Origin of the sequence: Cryptosporangium minutisporangium (assembly GCF_039536245.1) — a bacterium.
In the GTDB taxonomy this organism is placed as follows: Bacteria; Actinomycetota; Actinomycetes; order Mycobacteriales; family Cryptosporangiaceae; genus Cryptosporangium; species Cryptosporangium minutisporangium.
Map to the genome: position 1 here is coordinate 28,154 of NZ_BAAAYN010000047.1, position 22,318 is coordinate 50,471.

At 71.1% G+C, this 22,318-nt stretch carries 20 protein-coding genes; 7 read left to right on the forward strand and 13 right to left on the reverse strand.

What is annotated here, in order from left to right:
• Positions 1-22: 22 nt before the first annotated feature.
• Entirely contained in the window at positions 23-1,858 is a 1,836-nt protein-coding gene (locus ABEB28_RS33060; protein ID WP_345732183.1) for a sensor histidine kinase, read from the forward strand.
• Positions 1,859-1,913: 55 nt separating this feature from the next.
• On the opposite strand, the gene ABEB28_RS33065 is transcribed toward ABEB28_RS33060, so the two are convergent.
• Positions 1,914-3,395: a DUF4389 domain-containing protein gene (locus tag ABEB28_RS33065; RefSeq protein ID WP_345732184.1), complete on the reverse strand. Its 1,482-nt coding sequence runs from the start codon at positions 3,393-3,395 to the stop codon at positions 1,914-1,916.
• Between the two features lie 69 nt (positions 3,396-3,464).
• Entirely contained in the window at positions 3,465-4,376 is a 912-nt protein-coding gene (locus ABEB28_RS33070; RefSeq protein WP_345732185.1) for a universal stress protein, read from the reverse strand.
• 222 nt (positions 4,377-4,598) lie between these two features.
• Here ABEB28_RS33070 and ABEB28_RS33075 point away from each other — a divergent pair, with 222 nt between their 5' ends.
• The gene (locus ABEB28_RS33075) at positions 4,599-5,195 is read left to right on the forward strand and encodes an Rv1733c family protein (protein WP_345732186.1); all 597 of its coding nucleotides are present in this window, start codon (positions 4,599-4,601) and stop codon (positions 5,193-5,195) included.
• A gap of 80 nt (positions 5,196-5,275) precedes the next feature.
• On the opposite strand, the gene ABEB28_RS33080 is transcribed toward ABEB28_RS33075, so the two are convergent.
• From ABEB28_RS33080 to ABEB28_RS33090, 3 genes are all read right to left on the reverse strand, one after another.
• Complete coding sequence (locus ABEB28_RS33080) at positions 5,276-5,944, reverse strand: CBS domain-containing protein (protein WP_345732187.1); 669 nt, start codon at positions 5,942-5,944, stop codon at positions 5,276-5,278.
• A 177-nt stretch (positions 5,945-6,121) separates the two neighbouring features.
• The gene (locus tag ABEB28_RS33085) at positions 6,122-7,054 is read right to left on the reverse strand and encodes a hypothetical protein (protein WP_345732188.1); all 933 of its coding nucleotides are present in this window, start codon (positions 7,052-7,054) and stop codon (positions 6,122-6,124) included.
• Positions 7,055-7,151: 97 nt separating this feature from the next.
• On the reverse strand, positions 7,152-8,543 hold the full coding sequence (locus ABEB28_RS33090; protein WP_345732189.1) for a wax ester/triacylglycerol synthase domain-containing protein: 1,392 nt from the start codon (positions 8,541-8,543) through the stop codon (positions 7,152-7,154).
• 164 nt (positions 8,544-8,707) lie between these two features.
• On the opposite strand from ABEB28_RS33090, the gene ABEB28_RS33095 reads away from it, so the two are divergent.
• The 4 genes from ABEB28_RS33095 to ABEB28_RS33110 are packed head-to-tail and all read left to right on the forward strand — an operon-like array spanning position 8,708 to position 13,400.
• On the forward strand, positions 8,708-10,210 hold the full coding sequence (locus ABEB28_RS33095) for an APC family permease (RefSeq protein ID WP_345732190.1): 1,503 nt from the start codon (positions 8,708-8,710) through the stop codon (positions 10,208-10,210).
• A complete protein-coding gene (locus ABEB28_RS33100; protein WP_345732191.1) occupies positions 10,207-11,460 on the forward strand; it encodes an arginine deiminase in 1,254 nt (417 codons plus the stop codon). The genes ABEB28_RS33095 and ABEB28_RS33100 overlap by 4 nt, the downstream gene beginning before the upstream one ends.
• A 1-nt stretch (position 11,461) precedes the next feature.
• Positions 11,462-12,466, forward strand: coding sequence for an ornithine carbamoyltransferase (argF, locus tag ABEB28_RS33105; RefSeq protein ID WP_345732192.1), 1,005 nt, complete (start codon positions 11,462-11,464; stop codon positions 12,464-12,466).
• A gap of 1 nt (position 12,467) precedes the next feature.
• Entirely contained in the window at positions 12,468-13,400 is a 933-nt protein-coding gene (locus ABEB28_RS33110; protein ID WP_345732193.1) for a carbamate kinase, read from the forward strand.
• Positions 13,401-13,457: 57 nt separating this feature from the next.
• Here ABEB28_RS33110 and ABEB28_RS33115 read toward each other — a convergent pair whose 3' ends face one another.
• Positions 13,458-13,892: a universal stress protein gene (locus ABEB28_RS33115; protein ID WP_345732194.1), complete on the reverse strand. Its 435-nt coding sequence runs from the start codon at positions 13,890-13,892 to the stop codon at positions 13,458-13,460.
• 205 nt (positions 13,893-14,097) lie between these two features.
• Positions 14,098-14,997, reverse strand: a complete 900-nt coding sequence (locus tag ABEB28_RS33120; RefSeq protein ID WP_345732195.1) for a universal stress protein — start codon at positions 14,995-14,997, stop codon at positions 14,098-14,100.
• A gap of 154 nt (positions 14,998-15,151) precedes the next feature.
• Here ABEB28_RS33120 and ABEB28_RS33125 point away from each other — a divergent pair, with 154 nt between their 5' ends.
• Positions 15,152-15,526, forward strand: coding sequence for a hypothetical protein (locus ABEB28_RS33125; protein WP_345732196.1), 375 nt, complete (start codon positions 15,152-15,154; stop codon positions 15,524-15,526).
• 12 nt (positions 15,527-15,538) lie between these two features.
• Here ABEB28_RS33125 and ABEB28_RS33130 read toward each other — a convergent pair whose 3' ends face one another.
• From ABEB28_RS33130 to pflB, 6 genes are all read right to left on the reverse strand, one after another.
• Positions 15,539-16,030: a CBS domain-containing protein gene (locus tag ABEB28_RS33130; RefSeq protein WP_345732197.1), complete on the reverse strand. Its 492-nt coding sequence runs from the start codon at positions 16,028-16,030 to the stop codon at positions 15,539-15,541.
• On the reverse strand, positions 16,027-17,883 hold the full coding sequence (ftsH, locus tag ABEB28_RS33135; protein ID WP_345732198.1) for an ATP-dependent zinc metalloprotease FtsH: 1,857 nt from the start codon (positions 17,881-17,883) through the stop codon (positions 16,027-16,029). The genes ABEB28_RS33130 and ftsH overlap by 4 nt, the downstream gene beginning before the upstream one ends.
• 27 nt (positions 17,884-17,910) lie before the next feature.
• A complete protein-coding gene (gene gap, locus ABEB28_RS33140) occupies positions 17,911-18,915 on the reverse strand; it encodes a type I glyceraldehyde-3-phosphate dehydrogenase (protein ID WP_345732199.1) in 1,005 nt (334 codons plus the stop codon).
• 180 nt (positions 18,916-19,095) lie between these two features.
• Positions 19,096-19,257, reverse strand: coding sequence for a hypothetical protein (locus tag ABEB28_RS33145; RefSeq protein WP_345732200.1), 162 nt, complete (start codon positions 19,255-19,257; stop codon positions 19,096-19,098).
• Between the two features lie 21 nt (positions 19,258-19,278).
• Positions 19,279-20,007 (reverse strand): pyruvate formate-lyase-activating protein, encoded by a 729-nt coding sequence (gene pflA, locus ABEB28_RS33150; RefSeq protein WP_345732201.1) that lies wholly within the window; start codon positions 20,005-20,007, stop codon positions 19,279-19,281.
• Between the two features lies 1 nt (position 20,008).
• Positions 20,009-22,261 carry a formate C-acetyltransferase gene (gene pflB / locus ABEB28_RS33155; protein WP_345732202.1) on the reverse strand — a complete coding sequence of 751 codons (2,253 nt, stop codon included), beginning with the start codon at positions 22,259-22,261 and terminating at the stop codon, positions 20,009-20,011.
• Between the last annotated feature and the right edge of the window lie 57 nt (positions 22,262-22,318).

Here is a 22,318-nt window from a genome sequence, read left to right on the forward strand (position 1 = left end):
CACGACCAGAGAAGGTGACGTCGTGCCCTCACCGCCAGCTGACCCGGACGGTCCTGGACTACCGGCTCGCCGACCCCCTGACCCACGAGCCGCCGAGGACGTTTCGCTGACCTTCCCGGATCTGCCGCACCTCGAACTCGACCAACTCCTCGGCCAACTGGTTGAACGCGCCACCGAGGTGATGGGTGCGCAAGGCCGATTGCGTGGACTGCTCCGCGCCAACCAGGCCATCGTCGGGGACCTCGCGCTGCCCACCGTGCTCCGGCACGTCGCCGAGGCGGCCCGAGACCTCCTCGACGCCCGCTACGCCGCGCTGGGCGTGCTATCACCCTCCGGTGGCCTCGCCGAGTTCATCCACGTCGGCATGGCGCCGGACACCGTGGCGCGAATCGGCCACCTGCCGGAGGGTAAGGGCCTGCTCGGTGCGTTGATCGACGATCCGCAGCCGATCCGGCTCGACCGGATCGACACCGCCCCCCGTTCCTCCGGGTTCCCTCCCGGGCACCCGCCAATGGAGAGCTTTCTCGGCGTCCCGATCCGCATCCGCGACGAGGTTTTCGGCAACCTTTACCTGACCGACAGCCTCCGCGGCCACTTCAGCAACGAGGACGAAGAGCTGGCTCGGGCACTGGCCGCCACCGCCGCAGTCGCCATCGACAACGCCCGCCACTTCGAGTCCACCCGGCGGCGGGGCGAGTGGCTGGACGCCACCGCCGCGGTCAGCCAGCGGCTCCTCACCGCGAACACCCGGGACGCGCTGTGGACGATCGTCGAACATGCCCGGCGACTGGCCGACGCGGACGTCGTCGCGCTCTTCCTGCCGGACCCCGATGGGTCGTCGATGCTGCGGGTGGAGGTGGCCGTCGGCACACCGGACGAGGACTCCGCAGCGCGCCTGGTCGGACGCCAGGCTCCTACCGACTCCTCGCTCTGCGGTCACGTCTTCACCACCGGGCAGCCGCTCCGGCTGCGAGATCCGGCCGACCGCCCCGAACTCCCCCAGTCCGCGATCGCCGACGATATCCTCGCCGGTCCGATGCTGGTCGTGCCGCTCGCCGGTTCGACGGAGCCCAACGGCGTGCTGGCGGTCGTTCGCCGCCCGAATCGTGCCACGTTCTCCGGAGAAGATCTCGACATGGCCGCCGGGTTCGCGGCCCAGGCGTCGGTCGGGCTCGAGCTCGCGCAGGCGCGCGCCGAGCAGGAACGCGTCGGCATGCTGGAGGAGCGGCAACGGATCGCGGAGGACCTGCACGACCATGTCATCCAACGGCTGTTCGCGGCGGGGCTCACGCTGCACGGCCTGGCCGCGCGGCTCAACGCACCCGCGGTCTCCCGCGAACTGCTGGGGGTCGTCGACACACTGGACGACACGATCAGTCAGATCCGGACCAGCATCTTCGCGCTCCAGCAGACCGGCTCGGCGGGCGGCGGCGGGTTCCGCGCCGAGGTCCTCGAGGTCGTCGGTGACGCCGCACGCGTCCTGGGATTCTCTCCGGATCTTCGGTTCTCCGGGCCGATCGATGCGCTCCTCGGGTCGGGTGCGTCGCAGAAGTCCTCCGGCGCGGAGATCAGCGTCGCCGAGGACCTGATCGCAGTGCTCCGCGAAGCGTTGAGCAACGTCGCCCGGCACGCGCGGGCCACCCGTGTGGACGTGGACCTCGCCGCCGGCGACGCTATCGGCGGAGCCTCCGAGATCAGGCTCGAAGTGCGGGACAACGGGGTGGGGATGGGCCCGACCGCCCGGCGCAGTGGCCTGGCCAACCTGCGGGCGCGCGCCGAACGGCACCGAGGCACGTTCGTCGTCACCCCGGCCGCCCCCACCGGCACCTGCCTGCGGTGGTCGGTGCCGCTCGACTAGCGGTGCCGGCCGACGGGCGAGCCGCGTCCGGTGGCCGGACGCGGCTCGGGCGCGGTCAGATACGTGCCAACTCGTCGTCTCCGGCCGCCGGGGCGGGCGCCGGGGGCGGCGGCGACGGGCGATCCCCCGGATCGGTGCCACCCAGATCGAGGCGGAACGGCGGGTACTCGTCCCGCATCAGCGCGGCGTAGGCCGCCACCCGCAGCGTCCAGCGCTGCATGCCGAGGATGAAGTCGAACACCGCGGTCGGGTAGCGGCGGGTGACCGCCAGCGTCACGCCGGCCACCAGGGCGAGGATGCCGACCAGACCCAGGTTGTACGCGAGCCGGTCGTCGCCGTTCACCGCCCACCAACTCGTCCCGCCGAACAGCGCGATCACCAGGTAGTGCGGCAACGCCAGCAGCCACCACTTCACCAGGACCAACGGCCGGGACAGTTGCTCGGGGTAGGGAATCGACAGCGTCGCCGGGTAGTCCGGCGCGGCACCGAGGGTGAACGGCGGATACCGGTCGGTGCCCAGCGTCAGGGCGTAGTACGCGACGCGCCAGTGCCAGCGGAGTACGCCGACGTTGAACGCGAAGACCCCGTGCGGATACCGCCCGGTCAGGAGGATGCTGATCCCGGCCACCACGGTGAGCGCACCGAAGGCGAGCCAGAGGAAGGCCAGCACGATCAGGTGCGGGATCACCAAGATCCACTTCACCAGCCAGAGCCAGCGATTCAGCGGCTCCTCCAGCCGGGCGTCGACGCGCACCGGGTACGTCGGCGCAGCCGTTCGCGACCGCCCGAGTCCGGTCGGCGCGCCGGAGGCCGCCACCGGGCTCGACCCTGGTGCTGGGCCGGAGCCCGACGCCGGACCGGGGTCGTGGGTCAGGCCCACCACCGCGCCGGCGAGCAGCAGGGCGGCCACGAGCCCGGTGACCGCAGCCGCGCCCAGGAATCCGGCGCCGACCGGACCGAGCGCGTCGGTGCGGACACCAGCGCGAGCAGCGACGTCGATGCCGGGCGTCGCGTCCGCGTTCATCACCACGAGCGTCCAGTCACCACGCCGCACGTCCCAGGTCATCGTCTGCCGCCCGGCGCCGTCCGCGGACGCCACCCAGAACGGTTGCTCGGCCGGGGTTCCGGCGGGCGCGCCGGCGCCGTCGTGGCGCTGGTAGAGCGGCTGACCACCGGATAGATCGGACACCACGTCGTAGGACGCCGTGCCGAGGTACGCGGTCACGTCCGACGTGCGGGCGATCCCGACGAACACGTTCTTGCCCGTCAAGTCGTCGACGCTGATCCGCACCGTGCCGAGCTGGTCGACCACCCGGTCCCAGCGGCCCCCGTGCACGTCGGCGAAGACCTCGATCCGCTCGGAGGAAACCGCGTAGGTCGGTGTCGCCAGACGCTCGGACTGCAGGGTGTAGTAGCCGGCGTCGTCGCGCTGCGTGCCGTGCGCCCACAGCAACGGGGCACCGATCGCGAGGAGCCCGAGCGTCGCGGCGACCGCGACGATCCCGAGCACCAGAAGTACGGTTTGTCGGGGACGCATGGTTACCCTCCTGACAGTGCGGGGAGGATGGCGAGGAGGTGCGACCCTTCCCCACCGTCCAGCGTCGTCTTACCGGGCGCCGCGCCCCAGGCCGGAAAGACCCTCGGGCCCGGGACCAAGGCCCTGTCCGTCGTTCGGCGCCCGGACGCGGTCGCGGACCACCAGCACCGGGCACGCGATCCGCCCCGCCAACGCGCGCGGCACCGACCCGAGCAGCTGCCCGGGCAGGCTGTCCCGTCCCACCGCACCGATCACCAGCAACGCGGCGCCGGCGGACAGGGCGTCCAGCGCATGGATCGGCCCGTCCTCGACCACCCGCCCGGCGACCTCCACGTCCGGGTAGCGCGGCACGCCCCCGGCGATCGCCGCGTCGAGGAGGGCCCGGGCATCACTCGGCGGATCCCACCGCCCAGCCCTGGCGCCGGGCGCGTGCACCACCATCAGGCGACCACTGCGCGCCCTCGCGGCGGCAAACGCCGCGTCGAGGACCGCGCGGTCGTGAACCGAACCGTCGATCCCGGCCAGGACGTCGCCGGTCCAGTGCGGCGGCCCACCGGTCGGGCTACCGGCCACCACCGCCACGTCGCACGGCGCGTAGCGGAGGACCGACGCCGGGACCGATCCCAGATGAGTGCCGGCCTGACCACCACGGCCGCTCCGTCCGACGACGAGCAGTTCGGCGTCGGCGGCCTCGCGGAGCAGCGCGGTGGCCGGGGAGTCCTGCCGGACCGCGCCGGTCACTAGCTGTGGGAACTCGCGCTGCGCGCACCGAGCCAGCGCCTGGTCGAGTACCGGATGTCCGGGCGAAGGCATGCCGGGCGGCGCGGATTCCGCGACGACCACGTGCAACAGAACGCCGCGTGCTCGCGCCTCCCGCGCGGCCCAGTCGAGCGCGCGGGTGGCGCCCGGTGAACCGTCGACTCCCACGACGACACGGCGCCCGCTCTCGTCCGGCTTCTGCTGCGCACCGTCACCGATCACGGCGGACCTCCTCAGTCGTTCCCCCGTGATCGTCCCGTCCGGCGCCGACCGGCGGCAGAGGCCGAAGTCCCGCTTCGGTCCGGTCGTCGTCCGACTCGGGACGGCCGACCTGCCGATCGGGTACCGATGGCCCTGCCCTGCGGCGGAGCGCGGCGGGACGCTGAGCACGAGAGGCGCTTTCGGTTCGTCGCGGAATCGCCCCGGCCCGAGGGAGGTTCGGTCATGAGGCGTCGCCCCACCACCTCGCGGTGTCGTCGACTCGCCCGGCGGCTCGGTCTCACGCGGAACCCGCTCTGTCGGCGGGCCGACCGTCTCGAAGGCGCTCTGCTGCTCGCGACGCCGGTTGTCGTTCTGCTGGCGCTCGGCTCGGGCGTGCTGTTCGGCGTCGGAGGCTATCAGGACGACGTCGCCTGGGCCGAGGAGGCACGCCGCGGCCGGACGCTGGTGCCGGTGGTGCTGCAAGCCGACACCCCCACGGCGACCGACGCCCGGACCCCACTCGGACCGGGCGTCCGAGCAATGTGGACGCTCCCGGACGGACGCCACCGCACCGGTCGGGTTTACCCGCTCACCGCAGCGAAGGCCGGTCAGACCGTCGAGGTCTGGATGGATTCGTCCGGCTGGCCGCTCGCGCCGCAACACAGCCGGACGGACTTCGTGGTCGGCGGTGTCGTCGACGGCGCGGTGGCAGCACTTGTCCTCGGCTCGGTCGCGGGGGCCGTGCTGCTCAGCATCCGTGAGCACCTGGACCGGGTACGGATCGACTCCTGGAACGCCGAGTGGTCCGTCGTCGAACCGCAGTGGAGCAACCGCCGCTGACCGGCCGTCCGCGCACGCCCGCGGCCGGTTCACCTCGCGGTGAGCCGGCCGCGGCCGTTCGGTCCCGACGCCGCGCGACGTCACGCGTAGACGTAGCGAGTGTCGTCGTTGAGGTAACCGAGCTCGTCCACCACTCGGACAACACCGTCCACGCGTCGGGCCAGCGCGGCGGCGAGCACGGCTTCGCTCCGGCGCTCCAGGTGCCCGCGCAGCGTCACCACTCCCTCGGTGACGTCGACGGTGATCGCCGCCGGCGGCAGGAGGAGCGCGCGCTCCACCACGTCGGTCACGATCTCGTCGCGGATCTGGTGATCCGGGCGGGTGAAGACCTTAACCAGATCTGCCCGGCTGACGATCCCGACCAGCGCGCCGACGACGTCCACGACCGGTAGCCGCTTGACGCCGCCACTTTCGAGCACGGTCGCCGCCTCGACGATCGAGGCGTCCGGTCCGATCGTCGTGGCCGGCGACGTCATCAGGTCGTTGGCCGTGGTGCCGTGGGCCTTCTCCCGGTCGACCCGGTGGCGGCGGAGGAACCGCGGCCACTCGTCGCCGTCCTCCTGATAGGTGATCTTGTGCAGCAGGTCGGTGGCGGTCACCACGCCGGCCACGTGTCCGGCCTCGTCAAGGACGGGGACGCCGCTGATCCGGTGGCGGTCCAGCTGCTCCGCGACGTCCTTGGCCGGCGTGCCGACCCGGACGGTGACGACGTCGGTGGTCATCACGTCGCGAACCGTACGGTGCCTCATCGTCTGCTCCGTTCCCGCCGCGCTCCGCGGCGTCTCCAGGCGGGTGGCTCGCGCCGCGTCGATCGACGCGGGAAGCCCTCGCCTCGATCGTTCCGTCGGTGAGGGACGCGGAGCAGAGGCCGAAGTCCCGTCCTGAGGGACCAGTGGTTGTCCCGGCCCGCTGGGCAACACCCGAACTCACGTAACTTCGATGGTCAGACGGGGAAGGAACAGCGGGCTCGACTGGGGCTGGCCGTTGAACGTGAACGCGTCGCTGCCGTAGGTGAACGCGGCGTCGGCGCTCCCGGTGGTGTTCTCGTTCTTGACCAGCCAGGTCTCGAAGCCTCCGACCAGATCAGTGGGAGGGTTGTTGCGGAGCACGCCAGGCGTGTCGACGCCGTCACCGTTCCAGTCCCCGACGATCTTGTATTCGGGGATCGATCGATTCACCGTGCCGTAGCTGAACGAGAGCTGGGCCGTGCCGCCCTGCGCCCGGGCGTTGGTCAGCAGCCATTGGTTGCCACGGACGACGCCCGCGGTGTCCACACCATCGCCGTCCCAGTCTCCGACCACCACCACGTCGGTCCGGGACAGGCCGTAGACGAAGCTGACCTCTGGTGAGGACGGCGTCATGTCCTGTCGGATCGTCCAGACGAGATGGTCGCCCACCATGAGGACGTAGCCGACCTCGTAGGCGTCGTCGGCGGGATCGAGGTTCCCGGCGATCGGGACACCGCGCAGGAAGTCCGTCGCTCCCGGGACGCCGAAGTCGAACGTGACGTGTGCGGGGCCGCTGCTGTTGGTGTTGCGCAGGAACCAGGTGAACCTGCCCTCAGGAGGGCTCGCGACCGCCCGTGCGATGCCGACGGTTTCGTCTCCGTCGCCGTCCCAGTCGCCAACGATCGGGACGTCCCAGTCGCTCCCGGCGCGGCCGAAGCTGAACGTCAGGTTCGCGCGTCCGCTGGTGGGTGTCGTCCGGATGTGCCAGGACCCGTCCTGGTAGATCACCGGCCCGCTGACGCCGTCCGGCGTCGCCGCGATGACGGGTGAGGACAGGGCGACCAGTGGCAATACCATCAGCACGGTGGCGAGTAGCGCCGCGATGCGCCCGCGCCGTGACGAGGTACGCATGAGTCCTCCTCGGGCTCGATGGGAGTCTCTTCTCCAGGTTCGCGGCCGAAGGGTTTCCGCAATAGAGGAGAAAGACCCGCGAATTCAGGCGGATCAGTCACGCTGCTCCGGGCGCCCCGCTCCGCCGCAGGGCGTCCCAGTCGCGGCGCACCGCGTCGAGGAGGACGTCCGCGTCCGGGACCGCGTCGGTGTCGGTCTGCACCGCGACGACCAAACGACCCGCGTAGGAGAGCGCGAGCACCGACACCGGCACGTTGCCGGCCAGCGATCCGATCGGCACCAGCTCCCGGACCGGCGCGCCGAGCAGACCCATCGGAGCCGATGGGCCGATCAGATCGCTCTCCACGAGGTTCACCACGTGCTGGCGGACGCTGAACCACCGCGCCACCCCGACGCGGGAGAGCGCCGCGAAGAACGTGGTGGCCCCCTCCGACGGCTGTGCGGCCTTGGCCGCGGAGGTCCGTACGCTCACCTGCCGGAGCCGCTCCGCCGCAGCGTGTGCGCCGACCGGGAGATCGACGAGGAACGCGCCGGTCTGGTTACCCGCGTCGGTCGGTGCCCCGGCGGAACGCAGCGACACCGCGACCGACGCGCGGACGACGAGCCGGTCGACGGGTTCCCCCCGCTCCCCCAGCAGCGCCCGCAGACCGCCGGCGGCGAGCCCGAGGATCAGGTCGTTGACGGTTCCGCCGTGTGCATGCGCGACGCGCTTGGCGTCCGCGAGGTCGAGGCGGACGACGCCGACGTGCCGACGCGGCCCGACCGGGCGGTTCAGCGAGGCCGGACGCGGACCGGTCGACCGGGTGGTCAGCGTGCGTACGACACCGCGGACCCCGGCCAGAGTGCCCGGACGGAGTGCGGTGACGACCCGCCGCCCGCCTCCGAGCGTCGTCCCAGCGTGGTCGCGCGCGAGGGCCCACCACGACGGGTGCGCCCCGATCCGCGGATGCTCCGCGTCCGGCGATCGGGGCTGATCGGTATCCGGGCACAGGGGACGGTCGAGCAGTGCGAGTACCAGTCCGATCCCGGCGAGGCCGTCGGCGACGACGTGGTGCAGCACGACGACCAGCCCGACCCGCCCGTCGGGCAGCCCGGTCACGAACCACATCCGCCAGAGCGGCCGCGAGCGATCGAACGGTTCGACCATCAGCCGCGCCGCGAGATCCAGCAGCGCCTGCTCGTCTCCGGGCGCCGGCAGCGCCGCCTCGCGGACGTGTAACCGGATGTCGAACCCGTCGCGGTCGATCCAGAGCGGCGGTCCCGCGAGGACGCCGGGACTGTGCAGCACCTGCCGCAGCCGCGGCGCCGCCGCGAGGCCGTGCTCGATCGTCCGCCGGATCGCGCCCATCCGGAGGTGCCCGTCGGCGTCGACCAGCGTGTCACCGTCCAGCGTCGCCACCGCGGTCATGTGCATCGGCACACCGGGCACCTCTGCCGCGAGGTTGATCACGTCCGCCGCCCGGAGCCGCGCGAATCGGCTGTCGCGCATCGTCGATCACCCGCCTCTCCTCCAGCTCAGCACGATGCCGGGCGGCCCCGTAGATCCGAAGGACAGGGACCTTCGGCCCGGACGGACAGGACTCAAGTGACCTGCGGAGACACCTGCGACGGATGGAGCCTGAGGGTGTCGATCCGTGATCAAAGGAGATCGCAATGACAACCACATCGGTTCGAGGCCAACGTTCATCCGGTCCACGGGCGGCCGCACCGCGCGCCCGGGCGCTCGGGCCGATGTCGGCGACCGCACTGGTCGTCGGCAGCATCGTCGGCACGGGCGTCTTCACGATGCCGGCGGTGATGGCCGGCGCCGGGACCAGTTCCTTACTCGTGCTGGCCGTGATCTCCGCCGGAGCCTTATTACTCGGCGTGCTCTTCGGCCAGCTGACCAAGCGGGTGCCGAACAGCGACGGCGGGGTCTACGCGTACGCCCGCCACGAGTTCGGCGACTTCGCCGGCTACCTGACCGCCTGGTGCTACTGGATCACTGCCTGGGCCGGGAACGCCGCGATCGTCTCCTCCTGGGTGCTTTACGTGGAATCGTTGTTCGGCATCGAGAACCCGAGCGCCTGGACCAACCTCGGCATCGCGCTCGTCGGTCTGTGGATCCCGGCCGTGGTCAACCTGATCGGCGTCAAGCAGACGGCCTGGGTGCAGAACGTCACGGTTGTCTTGAAGTTCGTGCCGCTCATCCTGGTCGGAGTCGTCGGCTGGTTCTTCGTCGAAGCCGCCAACTTCGGACCGTTCAACGCCTCCGGCGGCAGCCTCTACGACGGCATCAGTATCGCCGCCGGTGTCGCGCTGTTCTCGTTCATCGGCGTGGAGTGCGCCGCGATCGCCGCCGGCCGGGTCAAGAACCCGGAGCGCAACGTGGGCCGCGCCTCGGTGCTCGGCACCGCCGCCAGCGCGCTGCTGTACCTGCTCGTCACCGCCGCCGTCATGGGCCTGGTCTCGCACAGTGCGCTGGTCGACAACGGTGCTCCGTTCGTCGACGCGTTCCAGACGATGTTCGGCGACGCCGCCTGGGTCGGCAAGGTGGTCGCCGCCACCGCGGTGATCTCGGGGCTCGGCGCGCTCAACGGCTGGACGCTGGTCACCGCCGAGATGCCCTGGGCCGCCGCGAAGGACGACCTGTTCCCACCCCAGTTCGCCAAGACCAACCACGACGGCGCGCCCTGGTTCGGCATCGTCGTCTCGACCGTGCTCGCCTCGGCGCTGATGGGCTTCGCCTACAGCGGCAACACCGGCCTGACCGTGTTCACCTACCTGGTCAGCCTGTCGGTGGTCACGGTCGCGATCCCGTACTTCTTCGCCGCCTGCGCGCAACTGGCCTACCTGGTCTCGCGTCGCCGCAAGGTCGCCGGCTGGGCTCTGGCCCGGGACCTGACGATCGTCGTCGCGAGCGCGCTGTTCTCGCTCTGGGTCGCCGCTGCGGCCGGTTACGCAGCCGTCTACCAGACGATGATCGCGCTGCTGATCGGCATCCCGATCTACGCGTTCCTCAAGGCCCGCCGCGAGCGCCTCGGCACCATCCCGCAACCCCGCGACGCGGGCGCACCGCTCGAGCCACCCGCCGTCGAGCTGATCGACGATCCCCCGGCGAACGTCCCGGACACCCCGGCCGCGCTCACCGACGACACCTCCGGAGCGACACGATGACCCGCACCCGCTTGGGCGTCCACTCCGAGGTCGGCCGGCTGCGCCAGGCGATCCTGCACCGCCCTGCGCTGGAGCTCGACCGGCTGACCCCGGACAACTGCGACGATCTGCTCTTCGACGACGTGCTGTGGCCGGCCAAGGCCCGCACCGAGCACGACGCATTCGTCCAGGTACTGCGTGACCACGGCGTCACCGTCCATCTGTTCGGCGAGCTGCTCGCCGAGACGCTGCACTCGGCCGAAGCCAAGGCGTTCGTCCTGGAGCGGGTCTGCACCGTGCAGCGCCTCGGGACGGCGCTGGCCGCGTCGGTCCGCGCGCTCGCCGAAGACATGGCACCGGCGACGCTCGCCGAGTTGCTCATCGGCGGCATCACCCGGGCCGACCTCTCGCCGCTGCACGCCGGTGGGCTGCGCTGGCAGACACTCGGGCTGGACGACTTCGTGATCCCGCCCTTACCCAACACGTTGTTCCAGCGGGACAACTCCGCCTGGATCTACGGCGGCGTGACGATCAACCCGATGGCGATGGCTGCGCGTCGGCGGGAGTCCATCCACAGCCGCGCTGTCTACCGGTACCATCCGCTGTTCCGCGAGGCGACGTTCCCGATCTACTACGGTGACGACGACGTCGATCACCAGCCGGCCACCCTGGAGGGCGGTGACATCCACGTCCTCGGCCGCGGCGCGGTCCTGATCGGAATGGGCGAGCGGACCACACCGCAGGGAGTCGAGATCCTGGCCCGGTCGCTGTTCCGCGCCGGGCAGGCCTCCCGGGTGATCGCCGTGGAGCTGCCGAAGTCGCACGCGCTGATGCACCTCGACACCGTGCTGACGATGGTCGACACCGACACGTTCCTCCGCTACCCCGGTCTGGCACCGGAGACGTTGCGGCACTGGTCGATCACCCCGGCGTCCGCCGACGAGATCGTCGAGCAGAACAACGGCGGGCTCGCGGTCGAGCAGCGCGACGACCTGTTCGGCACCATCGCCGACGCGCTCGGCATCGACCGTCCCCGAGTCCTCTGCGTCGACGCGGACGGCCGCGCAGCCGCCCGGGAGCAGTGGGACGACGCCGACAACGTCCTCGCGCTCGAACCCGGCGTCGTCGTCGGCTACGAGCGCAACACCGTCACCAACACGATGCTCGCCGAGAACGGGATCAAGGTCCTGCCGATCCCCAGCGGCGAGCTCGGCCGCGGACGCGGCGGCGCCCGCTGCATGTCCTGCCCCATCGAGCGAGAGGGAATCTGAGATGACCATCGCCGTCCGCGCGCCCGGCTGCCTGATCAAAGAGCTCGACCTGACCAAGGAGGAGTTCCTCGACCTGGTCCGGCTCGCCGCGGAGCTCAAGCGAGAGAAACGACTCGGCACCGAGGGTCGCCGCCTGACCGGGCGCAACATCGCGCTGATCTTCGAGAAGGCATCCACCCGGACTCGGTGCGCGTTCGAGGTCGCCGCCTACGACCAGGGCGCCCACGTCACCTACATCGGCACCGACGGCTCCCACCTCGGACACAAGGAGTCCGTCCGGGACACCGCCCGGGTCCTCGGCCGACTCTACGACGGCATCGAGTACCGCGGCTTCGACCAGTCGGTCGTCGAGGATCTCGCCGAGTTCGCCGGCGTGCCGGTCTGGAACGGCCTGACCGATCAGTGGCACCCGACGCAGATGCTCGCCGACGTTCTCACGATGCTCGAGCACCGCCCAGGGCGGATCGAGGAGATCAGCTGCTGCTACCTCGGCGACGGCCGCAACAACGTCGCCCGATCGCTGCTGGTGACCGGTGCCCTGCTCGGGATGGACGTCCGGATCGCAGCCCCGGCCACGCTCCAGCCACCCGCGGACGTGGTCGCTGCCGCGCGGGCGGCCGCCGCCGGCTCCGGCGCCCGGATCCTGGTGACCGACGACGTCGACGCCGCGGTCCGCGGCGCGGACTTCCTCTACACCGACGTCTGGGTGAGCATGGGTGAGCCGGACGAGGTCTGGGACGCCCGGGTCCCGCAGCTCCTCCCCTACCGGATCACCACCGACCTGCTGGCCGCCACCGGCACGCCGACGACGAAGGTGCTGCACTGCCTCCCGGCGCTGCACGACGCCGAGACGTCGGTCGGTCGCCGGTTGCGAGACCGGTACGGCCTGGTCGGCGCCGAGATCGCCGACGACGTGTTCGCCTCCGACCGCACGATCGTCCTCGACCAGGCGGAGAACCGCATGCACACGATCAAGGCAGTCCTCGTCACCGCGCTGGAGCGTTGAGATGCGTATCGTCGTGGCGCTGGGCGGCAACGCTCTGCTGGAGCGCGGTGAGAAGCCGGACGCCGCAGTCCAGCGCCGACACGTCCGACGGGCCGCCGCCGCACTCGTTCCGCTCGCCGCCGAGCACGAGCTCGTGGTCTGCCACGGCAACGGCCCGCAGGTCGGGTTGCTCGCCCTGGAGAGCGCGGCGGACCCGGCGCTGTCCCGGCCCTACCCGCTGGACGTCCTCGACGCCCAGACCCAGGGCATGATCGGGTACTGGCTGGTCCAGGAGCTGCGCAACGCGGGTCTGCGCCGATCTGCGATCGCGGTGCTGACCCAGACGGTGGTGGACGCCGGGGATCCGGCGTTCGCCACGCCGACCAAGTTCGTCGGCCAGCTCTACGACCGAGCCGAGGCCGAGCGGCTGGCCGCCGAACGAGACTGGCGGATCGCCCCGGACGGTGCGGGCTGGCGCCGCGTGGTTCCGTCGCCTCGGCCACGGCGGATCGTCGAGCGGGACACCGTCGCGGCGTTGCTGGACACCGGTTCGCTGGTCGTCTGCGGAGGCGGCGGGGGCATCCCCGTCGTCGAGGCCGCCGACGGCCGGCTCACCGGCGTCGAGGCGGTCGTGGACAAGGACCTCACCGCCGCGCTGCTCGCGATCGAGCTGCACGCGGACCGACTGATCATCCTCACCGACGTCACCGCAGTGATGCGCGACTTCGGCACCCCCCGGCAGAGTCCGATCGGGGCCCTCGGGGTGGACGAGCTCGCCGGGCTCGGGCTGCCGGCCGGGTCGATGGGGCCGAAACTCGACGCCTGCGGAATCTTCACGGCCGCGACCGGGAACCCGTCGGCGATCGGTGCCGTGGACGACGCCGCGGCGATCCTGCACGGCGAGGCCGGAACGTGGATCCGTCCGGCCCCCGCCCCGGCGGGCGCCGGGCGCTGACACCGAGGAGCCGGTGACACGTCGGTGTCACCGGCTCATGCGCGTCCGCGCTTCGGGTCAGCTCTTCGGTTCGTCCCGGACGATGACGACCGGGCAGCTCGCGTGGTGCACACAGTACTGGCCGACCGAACCGAGCAACGCCTCGGCGAACCCGGTATGTCCCCGGTTGCCGACCACGAGCAGTTGCGCGTCGTCCGCGGCGGCGAGAAGCACCCGCGAGGCCGCGCCTTCGACGACGTGCTCGCGGATCGTCACCGGCCGATCGTCGCCCAGTACCTCACCGAGCGTGTTATGCAGCACTGACCGTGCCGCGCCTTCCACGTCGAAGTCGCCGGGCGGCGGCATGTACCCGAAGACCAGAACCGGGTGCCAGGCGATGACCGCGTCGACGCTGCTCCCGGTGAGTTGCGCCTGTCGGACCGCCCAGCGCAGGGCGCTCTTCGAGGCGTCCGACCCATCGATTCCCACCACGATCCGGCCGGTGTCAGTCATGGTCACCTCATTCCATGTCGGACGATCTGGCTGTGCCCGCCCCGCTGTCCGAGCGCTACCCACGGCCGACGCCGCTCAGACGGCGTTCGGCGATCCGGCAACCGGCGGAGGGGGCGATGGGCCGCCGGGCGGGCTGACTGGGCAGGGCGGGCCCACCCGACAGCGTGCGGTCCGCGGGATCGACCCCCCGCGCAGTCGGTGGGGGTCAGTGGGCCGCGGTGGTTGCACGCACCAGGACGACCGGGCAAGCGGCGTGCCGGATCACGGTCTCACCGACCGAGCCGAGGAGGAGGTCACGGAAGCCTCCGCTTCCCCTCGCGCCCACGACCAACAGCTCGGCTCCGTCCGCAGCGTCCAGCAAGGCTCGGGCGGGACGGTGGTGCGCGATCACGGGCCGCACCTGCACGTCCGGGAACTTCTCGGACCAGCCGGCCAGCGCTTCGCTGAGCACGCGTTGCTGCTCCAGGACGTGATGCGCGGGTAGTGGCGCGTACGCCTCGACGATCGCCGGATCGTCGGTCGGCCAGTACCACGACCGCACCGCGGTCAACGGCACCGACCGCATCGACGCCTCGGTGAACGCGTACTCGATCGCGGCCTGGCACGTCTCGCTGCCATCGACCCCGAGCACGACCCCTGGCCCATCGGCGGCCGGCGGCGTCCCACGCTCCGGCACCACCGCGACCGGGCACTCCGCGTACGTCGCGACCTGGGTCGCGACCGAGCCCAGCAACAGCGCCGGGAAACCACCCAGACCCCGCCGACCGACGACCAGCAACGCGGACTCACTCGCCCGCTCCAGCAGAACAGTCGCCGGCCCACCGTCCACGATCTCGGTCGTCACCGCCGCGGACGGTGCGATCTCCGCCGCGTGCCGGGCCGCGTCCGCCAGCACGTCGCGACCGGCCGACCGACCGTCCTGGCCCTCCGGCGGACCCCACGCCGGCCACATCGCGTACGCGTACGCCGGCCACGTGTTCACGTACACCAGATTCAGTGCACGCCCGCGCCGACTCGCCTGCGCCGCCGCCCACGCGACCGCATGCAGGCTGGCCGCCGAACCGTCCACACCCACCGTCACCGGAGCTCCCGCTGCGTACGTCATGGCGTCGCTCCCCTCAATTCTCTCGTCTTCACTTCCGAGGCTAGGACGTCGGATGACCAGCGGTAATGGGCGAAGGTCCCGACTTGCGGGGCCTCCGCCCCTGGTCCGTTCCCGGGTTCGGGCGACAGGCTGGAGCTGAACTGAGGAGGCCGTCATGCGACTCGTCGAGAACAAGTCAGCGCCCGGCGCGGACGCCGACGTCGCACTGCTCCCGGTAGAGCGACCGACCCGGTGCGGCTCGCGGACGATCGGCGCCTACATCCGGACGAACGGCGAGATCCGCTACGTGCCCGCAGTGGACGTCGAACGGCTGACCCTCGGCGTGGTGGCCGTCGCCGGCGCCGCAGCCGTCCTCGGGAGCGCACTGCACCGGCGACCCGCCGTGGGGCCAGTGACGATGGGACCCGGCGGCTGGGTGAGCGTTCGCGGCGCACGCGGTGCGCTGCCTCGACTGCGTGGTCGCGCGTCCGCGCACCGGCCGTGGTGGGCCCGGATCCTCCGCGCCCACCGCCTCGTAATGCAGCCGTAAAGTGACCTGTGATCACGCGTGAGCCGGGCGGCGCTGCACGCCGCCCGGGGCGAGCGCGGCGAGCAGATCGAGCGCCGTCACCAGACCGAGCGCACGGCCGTCCGCGGAGACGACGGGGGCGGCTCCCTGCCGGTCGGCGAGCAGCTGCCGGATCGCGGCCCGGACCGACGTCGTCGCGGCGATTCTGCTGATCCGGACACCCTCGACCGCGTCGCCCGCGGTGGGCTCGCCGTGCACCGGCGGGCGTACCGGCCAGACCGCCGACACATCGCGCAGGCCGAGCAGGCCGACGGCGTGCGCCGCGGCGTCGACGACGAGCGCGACCTCGCCGCGATCACGGATCCGGCTCCAGGCCACCGTGATCGGCTCGTCGGCCGCTACGACGACGCAGGGCCGCATGACGGTAGTAACCGGCGCGTCGGCCGAATGCCGCGGTGTCGACGCCTCGATCGGATCCTCGTCGGGCCAGAACGTCGCCGAGTCCCACGTAGGGTCGTAACTCATCTCGACTCCCCCTCCGCTACGGCAGCCAGCGCGGTCGCTACCGCCTGGCCGTCCACGGTCTCGTGTTCGATCAGGTCGGCGACGAGGTGGTCGAGCGCCGGACGGTGGGCCCGCAGCAGCGCCGTCGCGCGGGCCTCGGCCTCGCGCAGCAGCCTTGTCACCTCGTCGTCGATCTTCTGCTGAGTGGCTTCGGCGTACGGACGGGTCCAGGGCTCGTCGGCCGCGGACTCCGGTCGGGCACCGGGTGCACAACTGATCGGACCGAGCACCGGCGACAGGCCGAGCTCGCTCACCATCCGCCTGGCCAGTGCGGTGGCAACGGCCAGGTCGTCGGCCGCCCCGCTGGAGGCCTCGTCGAACACCAGCAGCTCCGCGGCCCGTCCGCCCGATCGGACGGCGAGCTGGTCGAGCAGGTAGCCCTCCCGGTAGAGGTGACGCTCGACCTCCGGGAGTTGCTGAGTGACGCCCAGCGAGGCACCGGCAGGCAGGATCGTCACCTTGGTGACCGGATCGGTGCGCCGGCAGAGCGCGGCGACCAGCGCGTGCCCGGATTCGTGCACGGCCACCCAGCGTTGCTCCTCCGGAAGCAGGGCGGTCGAACCGTCGCGGCGACCCAGCAGTACCCGGTCCCGTGCGTCGTCCAGATCGACGGTCGTCACCGTGGTGCGCCCGGCCCGGACTGCCGCGATCGCGGCCTCGTTCAAAAGGTTGGCCAGGTCGGCTCCGGAGAAGCCGGGCGTCGCCCGGGCGACCCGGTCGAGCGCGACATCGGGCGCGATCTTCTTGCCGCGGGCGTGCACCCGAAGAATGGCCTCGCGATCCCGCTGGTTCGGCAGCGGAACCAGCACCTGGCGGTCGAACCGCCCCGGGCGGAGCAGCGCCGCGTCGAGCGCCTCGGGCTGGTTGGTAGCGGCGAGCACTACGACGTCGGTCGTCTTCTCGAACCCGTCCATCGCGGCCAGCAACTGGTTGAGCGTCTGTTCGCGCTCGTCGTTGCCGAACAGCGACGAGCGGCCGCCGCGGCGGCTACCCATCGCGTCGATCTCGTCGATGAAGACGATCGACGGTGCGTTCTTCTTCGCCTCGGCGAACAGGTCCCGGACGCGGGACGCGCCGACACCGACGTACATCTCGACGAACTCGGAGCCGGTGATCGACAGGAACGGCACCTGCGCCTCGCCGGCCACCGCACGCGCCAGGAGGGTCTTACCGGTGCCCGGCGGCCCGACCATCAGCACACCGCGCGGGCCGGTCGCGCCGAGCGCCGCGAACCGCGCGGGCGCGCGGAGATAGTCGACGACCTCGGTGATCTCCTGTTTGACGCCCTGATAGCCGGCGACGTCCGCAAAACGCGTGGTCGGACGCCGGGACAGGATCACAGTGGCCTTCGCGCGGCCGAACTCTGCCGCCCGCCCCGTCGGACCACCCGCGGCGGAACGCCGCCTGAGCCAGACGATCACCCCGATGATCACGGCCGGCAGCAGGAGCAGCGGCAGCGGTCCCCAACCGCTCGACGTGACCGCATCCACCTCGACGTTCTTCGCGAGCAGCTGGGCGTCGAGGTCGGCGACGCCCAGCGCAGTGGGCAGCTGGGTCCGGAACAGGTCCCCATTCGTGTACCGCCCGGTGACGCCACCGTCCTCGCTGATCGTCACCGCGGCGACCTTCCCAGAGCGCACCTGCCCGGCGAACTCGCTGTAGGCCACGGTCGTGGTCTGGTCAGCCCTCGCCGACATCCAGAGCAGCAGACCGGCCAGGGCGAGGACCGCCAGCAACGGGCCCCAGGACTTCCACCAGGGCTTGGAGTCGGGCGCAGCCGGGTCGCCCCGCGGCGGTGGTGCAGGCCAGCGCATGGCGGTCCTCCCCGGTTGGGGTCGAGATCAGAACCGGGCGGCGACGTACTCTGCGAGATCGACGAGCCGGGCGGAGTAACCCCACTCGTTGTCGTACCAGCCGAAGACCTTCACGAGGTTGCCGTCGGCCAGCGTCAGCGGCGCGTCGAAGATGCACGACGCCGGGTCCCCGATGATGTCGCGGGAGACGATCGGCGCGGTGCTGTAGCGCAGGTAGCCGTTGAGCCGACCGGCCGCGGCCTCCGCGAAGGCCTGGTTGACCTCGTCGGCCGTGGCGTTGCGACGCAGCTCGACGGTGAGGTCGGTGAGCGAACCGTCTTCGACCGGAACCCGGACGGCGACGCCGCCGAGCTTCCCGGCAAGCTCCGGGATGACCAGGCCGACCGCCTTCGCCGCACCGGTGCTGGTCGGAATCATGCTCGTCGCCGCCGACCGGGCCCGTCGAAGATCCTTGTGCGGGGCGTCCAGCAGCGACTGGTCGCCGGTGTAGGCGTGGATCGTGGTCATCAGGCCTCGCTCGACGCCGAACGCGTCGTTCAGCACCTTCGCCATCGGGGCGACGCAGTTCGTCGTGCAGGACGCGTTCGAGATGACGTCGTGGCGGGCGGGATCGTAGGTCTCCTCGTTGACGCCGAGCACCAGGGTCGCGTCGACGTTCTTTCCGGGGGCGCTGATCAGCACCTTGCGGGGTCCGGACTTGAGGTGGACCGCTGCATCCTCCCGGGTACGGAACCGCCCGGTGGACTCGATGACGAGGTCGACACCGTGCGCTCCCCAGTCGAGCGCGGCCGGGTCCCGTTCGGCGGTGACCGCGAACCGGTCGTCGCCGACCGTGATCGCACTGCCGTCATCCGTCGTCACCGCTTCGGTGTCGAGCCGGCCGAACGTGGAGTCGTAGGTGAGCAGATGCGCGAGGGTCGCCGTAGCGGTGAGGTCGTTGACCGCGACGACGTTCAGGCCCCGGGAGCGGGCGATGCGGTAGAAGCTGCGACCGACTCGACCGAAGCCGTTGATACCGATGCGGACGGACATCGTTCCTCCTCGAACGGGGTCGGGAGCCGGCATTTGCCGCCCCACTTACCTTTCTAGAGCTCACGGCTGGTGGGCGTGAGGGCCGCCGTCCCCGACCCTTCGGGACCTTCGACCCCCGCCCGCTGTCGACGCGCCCTCACGGGTACGGCCCGCCCGATCGGGAGGGCCGCACCCGTGGGATCAGCAGGACGGGCGCGGACGACGCCCGCCCGATCGCAGAACCCCGAGGACGTCGATGGCCAGGCACACGAACAGCGCAATCCCCCAGCTGTTCCACGTGCCCCAGGCGAGCACCGCCGGCGTACCGAGGATGAGCCACACGATCAACCAGATGACGGTCACGGCTGTCACCTCCTTTCACGGTCAGGTCACAACCAGGCCCCGGTCGGCGAAGGCGCGGCGGGCGGTGGCCAGCTGCTCCTCGGTCGGCTCCGGCGTTCCTTCGAGCCGGTAGGGCAGGCCGAGCGCCTCGTACTTCGGCACCCCGAAGCGGTGGTACGCCACCACGTCGACGCGCTCGACGTTGGGGAGCGTCGCGACGAAGCCCGCCAGGCCCTCGACGTCGTCCTGCGCGTCGGTCAGTCCGGGCACGAGCACGAACCGGATCCAGGTGGGCCGGGCCAGCCGGGCCAGCCGCTCCGCGAAGGCGAGCGTCGGCACGAGCTCGCGCCCGGTGACCCGGCGGTAGGTCGCCGGGTTCCAGGACTTGATGTCCAGCAACACCAGCCCGACGTCGGCGAGCATCTCATCGGTGGCATGACAACCGAGAAAGCCGGACGTGTCCAGCGCGGTATGGATGCCCTCGGCCGCGCAGGCTGCGAGCACCTCCGCGGTGAATTGCGCCTGGAGCAGGGGTTCCCCGCCGGAGATCGTGACGCCGCCGCCGGTGACGTCGAACAGCCGCCGGTAGCGGCGCACCTTCTCCATCACGTCCTCCACCGAGGTGAGGACACCGTTACGCCGATACCAGGTGTCCGGGTTCTCGCAGTACTGGCAGCGCAGCGGACAACCCGCGGTGAACAGCACCAGCCGGGTACCCGGGCCGTCGACGCCGATCGAGAGGTCCCACGAGTGGACCGAGCCGCTGATCATGTCAGACCGCCTGGTGGAAGGTTCGGTTGACCACGTCGCGCTGCTGTTCCCGGGTGAGCCGGACGAAGTTCACCGCGTAGCCGGAGACCCGGATCGTGAGGTTCGGGTACTTCTCCGGGTGGTCCATCGCGTCGAGCAGCGTCTCCCGGTTGAGCACGTTGACGTTGAGGTGGAAGCCGCCGGCGTCGACGTAGCCGTCCAGGACGCCGACGAGGTTCGCCACCCGCTCCTCCGCTGTCCGTCCGAGACCAGCCGGCACGGTGGAGGCGGTCAGCGAGATCCCGTCGCGCGCGTCGTCGTACGCGATCTTGGCGACGCTGAGCGCGGCCGCCATCAGGCCGTGGCCGTCGCGGCCGTTCATCGGGTTGGCGCCCGGCGCGAACGGCTCGCCCGCCCGCCTGCCGTCCGGGGTGTTACCGGTGTGCTTGCCGTAGACGACGTTCGAGGTGATCGTCAGCACCGATTGCGTGTGCAGGGCGTTCCGGTAGGTCGGCTGCCGGCGCAGCTTCTGCATGAACGTGTGCACGAGCTCGGTGGCGATCGTGTCCGCGCGGTCGTCGTCGTTGCCGTAGGTCGGGTAATCACCCTCGGTCACGTAGTCGACGATCAGACCGGACTCGTCGCGGATCGGACGGACGGTCCCGTACCGGATCGCCGACAGCGAGTCGACCGCCACCGACAGCCCGGCGATGCCGCACGCCATCGTGCGCTTGACCGGGTAGTCGTGCAGCGCCATCTCGAGCCGCTCGTAGGCGTACTTGTCGTGCATGTAGTGGATGACGTTGAGCGCGTCGACGTACGTCTCGGCCAGCCAGTCGAGCATCCGGTCGAACCGGGCCGCCACGTCGTCGTAGTCCAGGACGTCGTCGACCGTCGGTGCTGTGGCCGGGCCGATCTGCTCGCCCGACACCTCGTCCCGCCCGCCGTTGAGCGCGTAGAGCAGTGCCTTCGCGACGTTCACCCGCGCGCCGAAGAACTGCATGCTCTTACCGACCTGGGTCGCCGAGACGCAGCACGCGATCGCGGTGTCGTCGCCGTAGCGTGTCCGCAGCAGTTCGTCGCTCTCGTACTGGATCGCGCTGGTGTCGATCGAGGTCTGGGCGCAGAACCGCTTGAACCCCTCGGGCAGATCCGGCGACCAGAGCACGGTGAGGTTCGGTTCGGGCGCCGGCCCCAGGTTGTAGAGCGTCTGCAGGAACCGGAACGACGTCCGGGTGACCAGCGGGCGCCCGTCGCGGGCGATGCCGCCGATCGCCTCGGTGACCCAGGTGGGGTCGCCCGAGAACAGCGCATCGTACTCCGGGGTCCGCAGGAAGCGGATCATCCGCAGCTTGATCACGAGGTCGTCGACCAGTTCCTGGGCCTCCGGCTCGGTCAGTCGGCCTTCGGCGAGGTCACGCTGCAGGTAGACGTCGAGGAACGTCGACGTCCGGCCCAGCGACATCGCGGCACCGTTCTGCTCCTTGGTCGCGGCCAGGTAGGCCAGGTAGAGCCATTGGATCGCCTCTCGGCCGGTCTCCGCCGGGCGGGTGACGTCGTGGCCGTAGGTCGCAGCCATCGCGATCAGCTCGTGCAGCGCACGGACCTGCTCGGCGAGTTCCTCGCGGTCGCGCACCACGTCCGCGCTCGACAACATCGCGTCGAGGCGCGCCCGCTCCACCTCTTTCGCGGCGATCAGCGCGTCGACACCGTAGAGCGCCACCCGGCGGTAGTCGCCGATGATGCGTCCGCGACCGTAGGCGTCCGGCAGCCCGGTGACGATTCCGGCCTTCCGCGCGGCACGGATCCGCGGGGTGTAGGCGTCGAAGACGCCGTCGTTGTGCGTTTTACGATACTTGGTGAAGATCTCTCGAACACGCGGATCCGGCGTGTAGCCGTAGGCTGCGAGGCCGTTCTCGACCAGCCGCAGGCCTCCGTTCGGCATGATCGCCCGCTTGAGCGGCGCGTCGGTCTGCAAGCCGACGATGAGCTCGTCGGCTTCGTCGAGGTATCCCGGCCGGTGACTCGTGATCGTCGACGGCGTAGCAGCATCCACGTCGAGGACCCCGCGCTGCCTCTCCACGGCCATCAGGTCGGAGACGCGGCTCAGCAGTCGAGCGGTGCGCTCGGTGGGGCCGGCCAGGAAATCGCCGTCCCCCTCGTAGGGGGTGACGTTGTCGAGGATGAATTGATGGACGTCGATGCCGTGACGCCACCGATGCCCGGAGAAGCCGCGCCAGGCGTCGAGCCGCTCGGGAGCCGCGGTGGTAGTCATTGGTCCTCCTCGTATCGCACATGCGGGCCTCACCTCGTTCCTATGCGGCACAGCGGC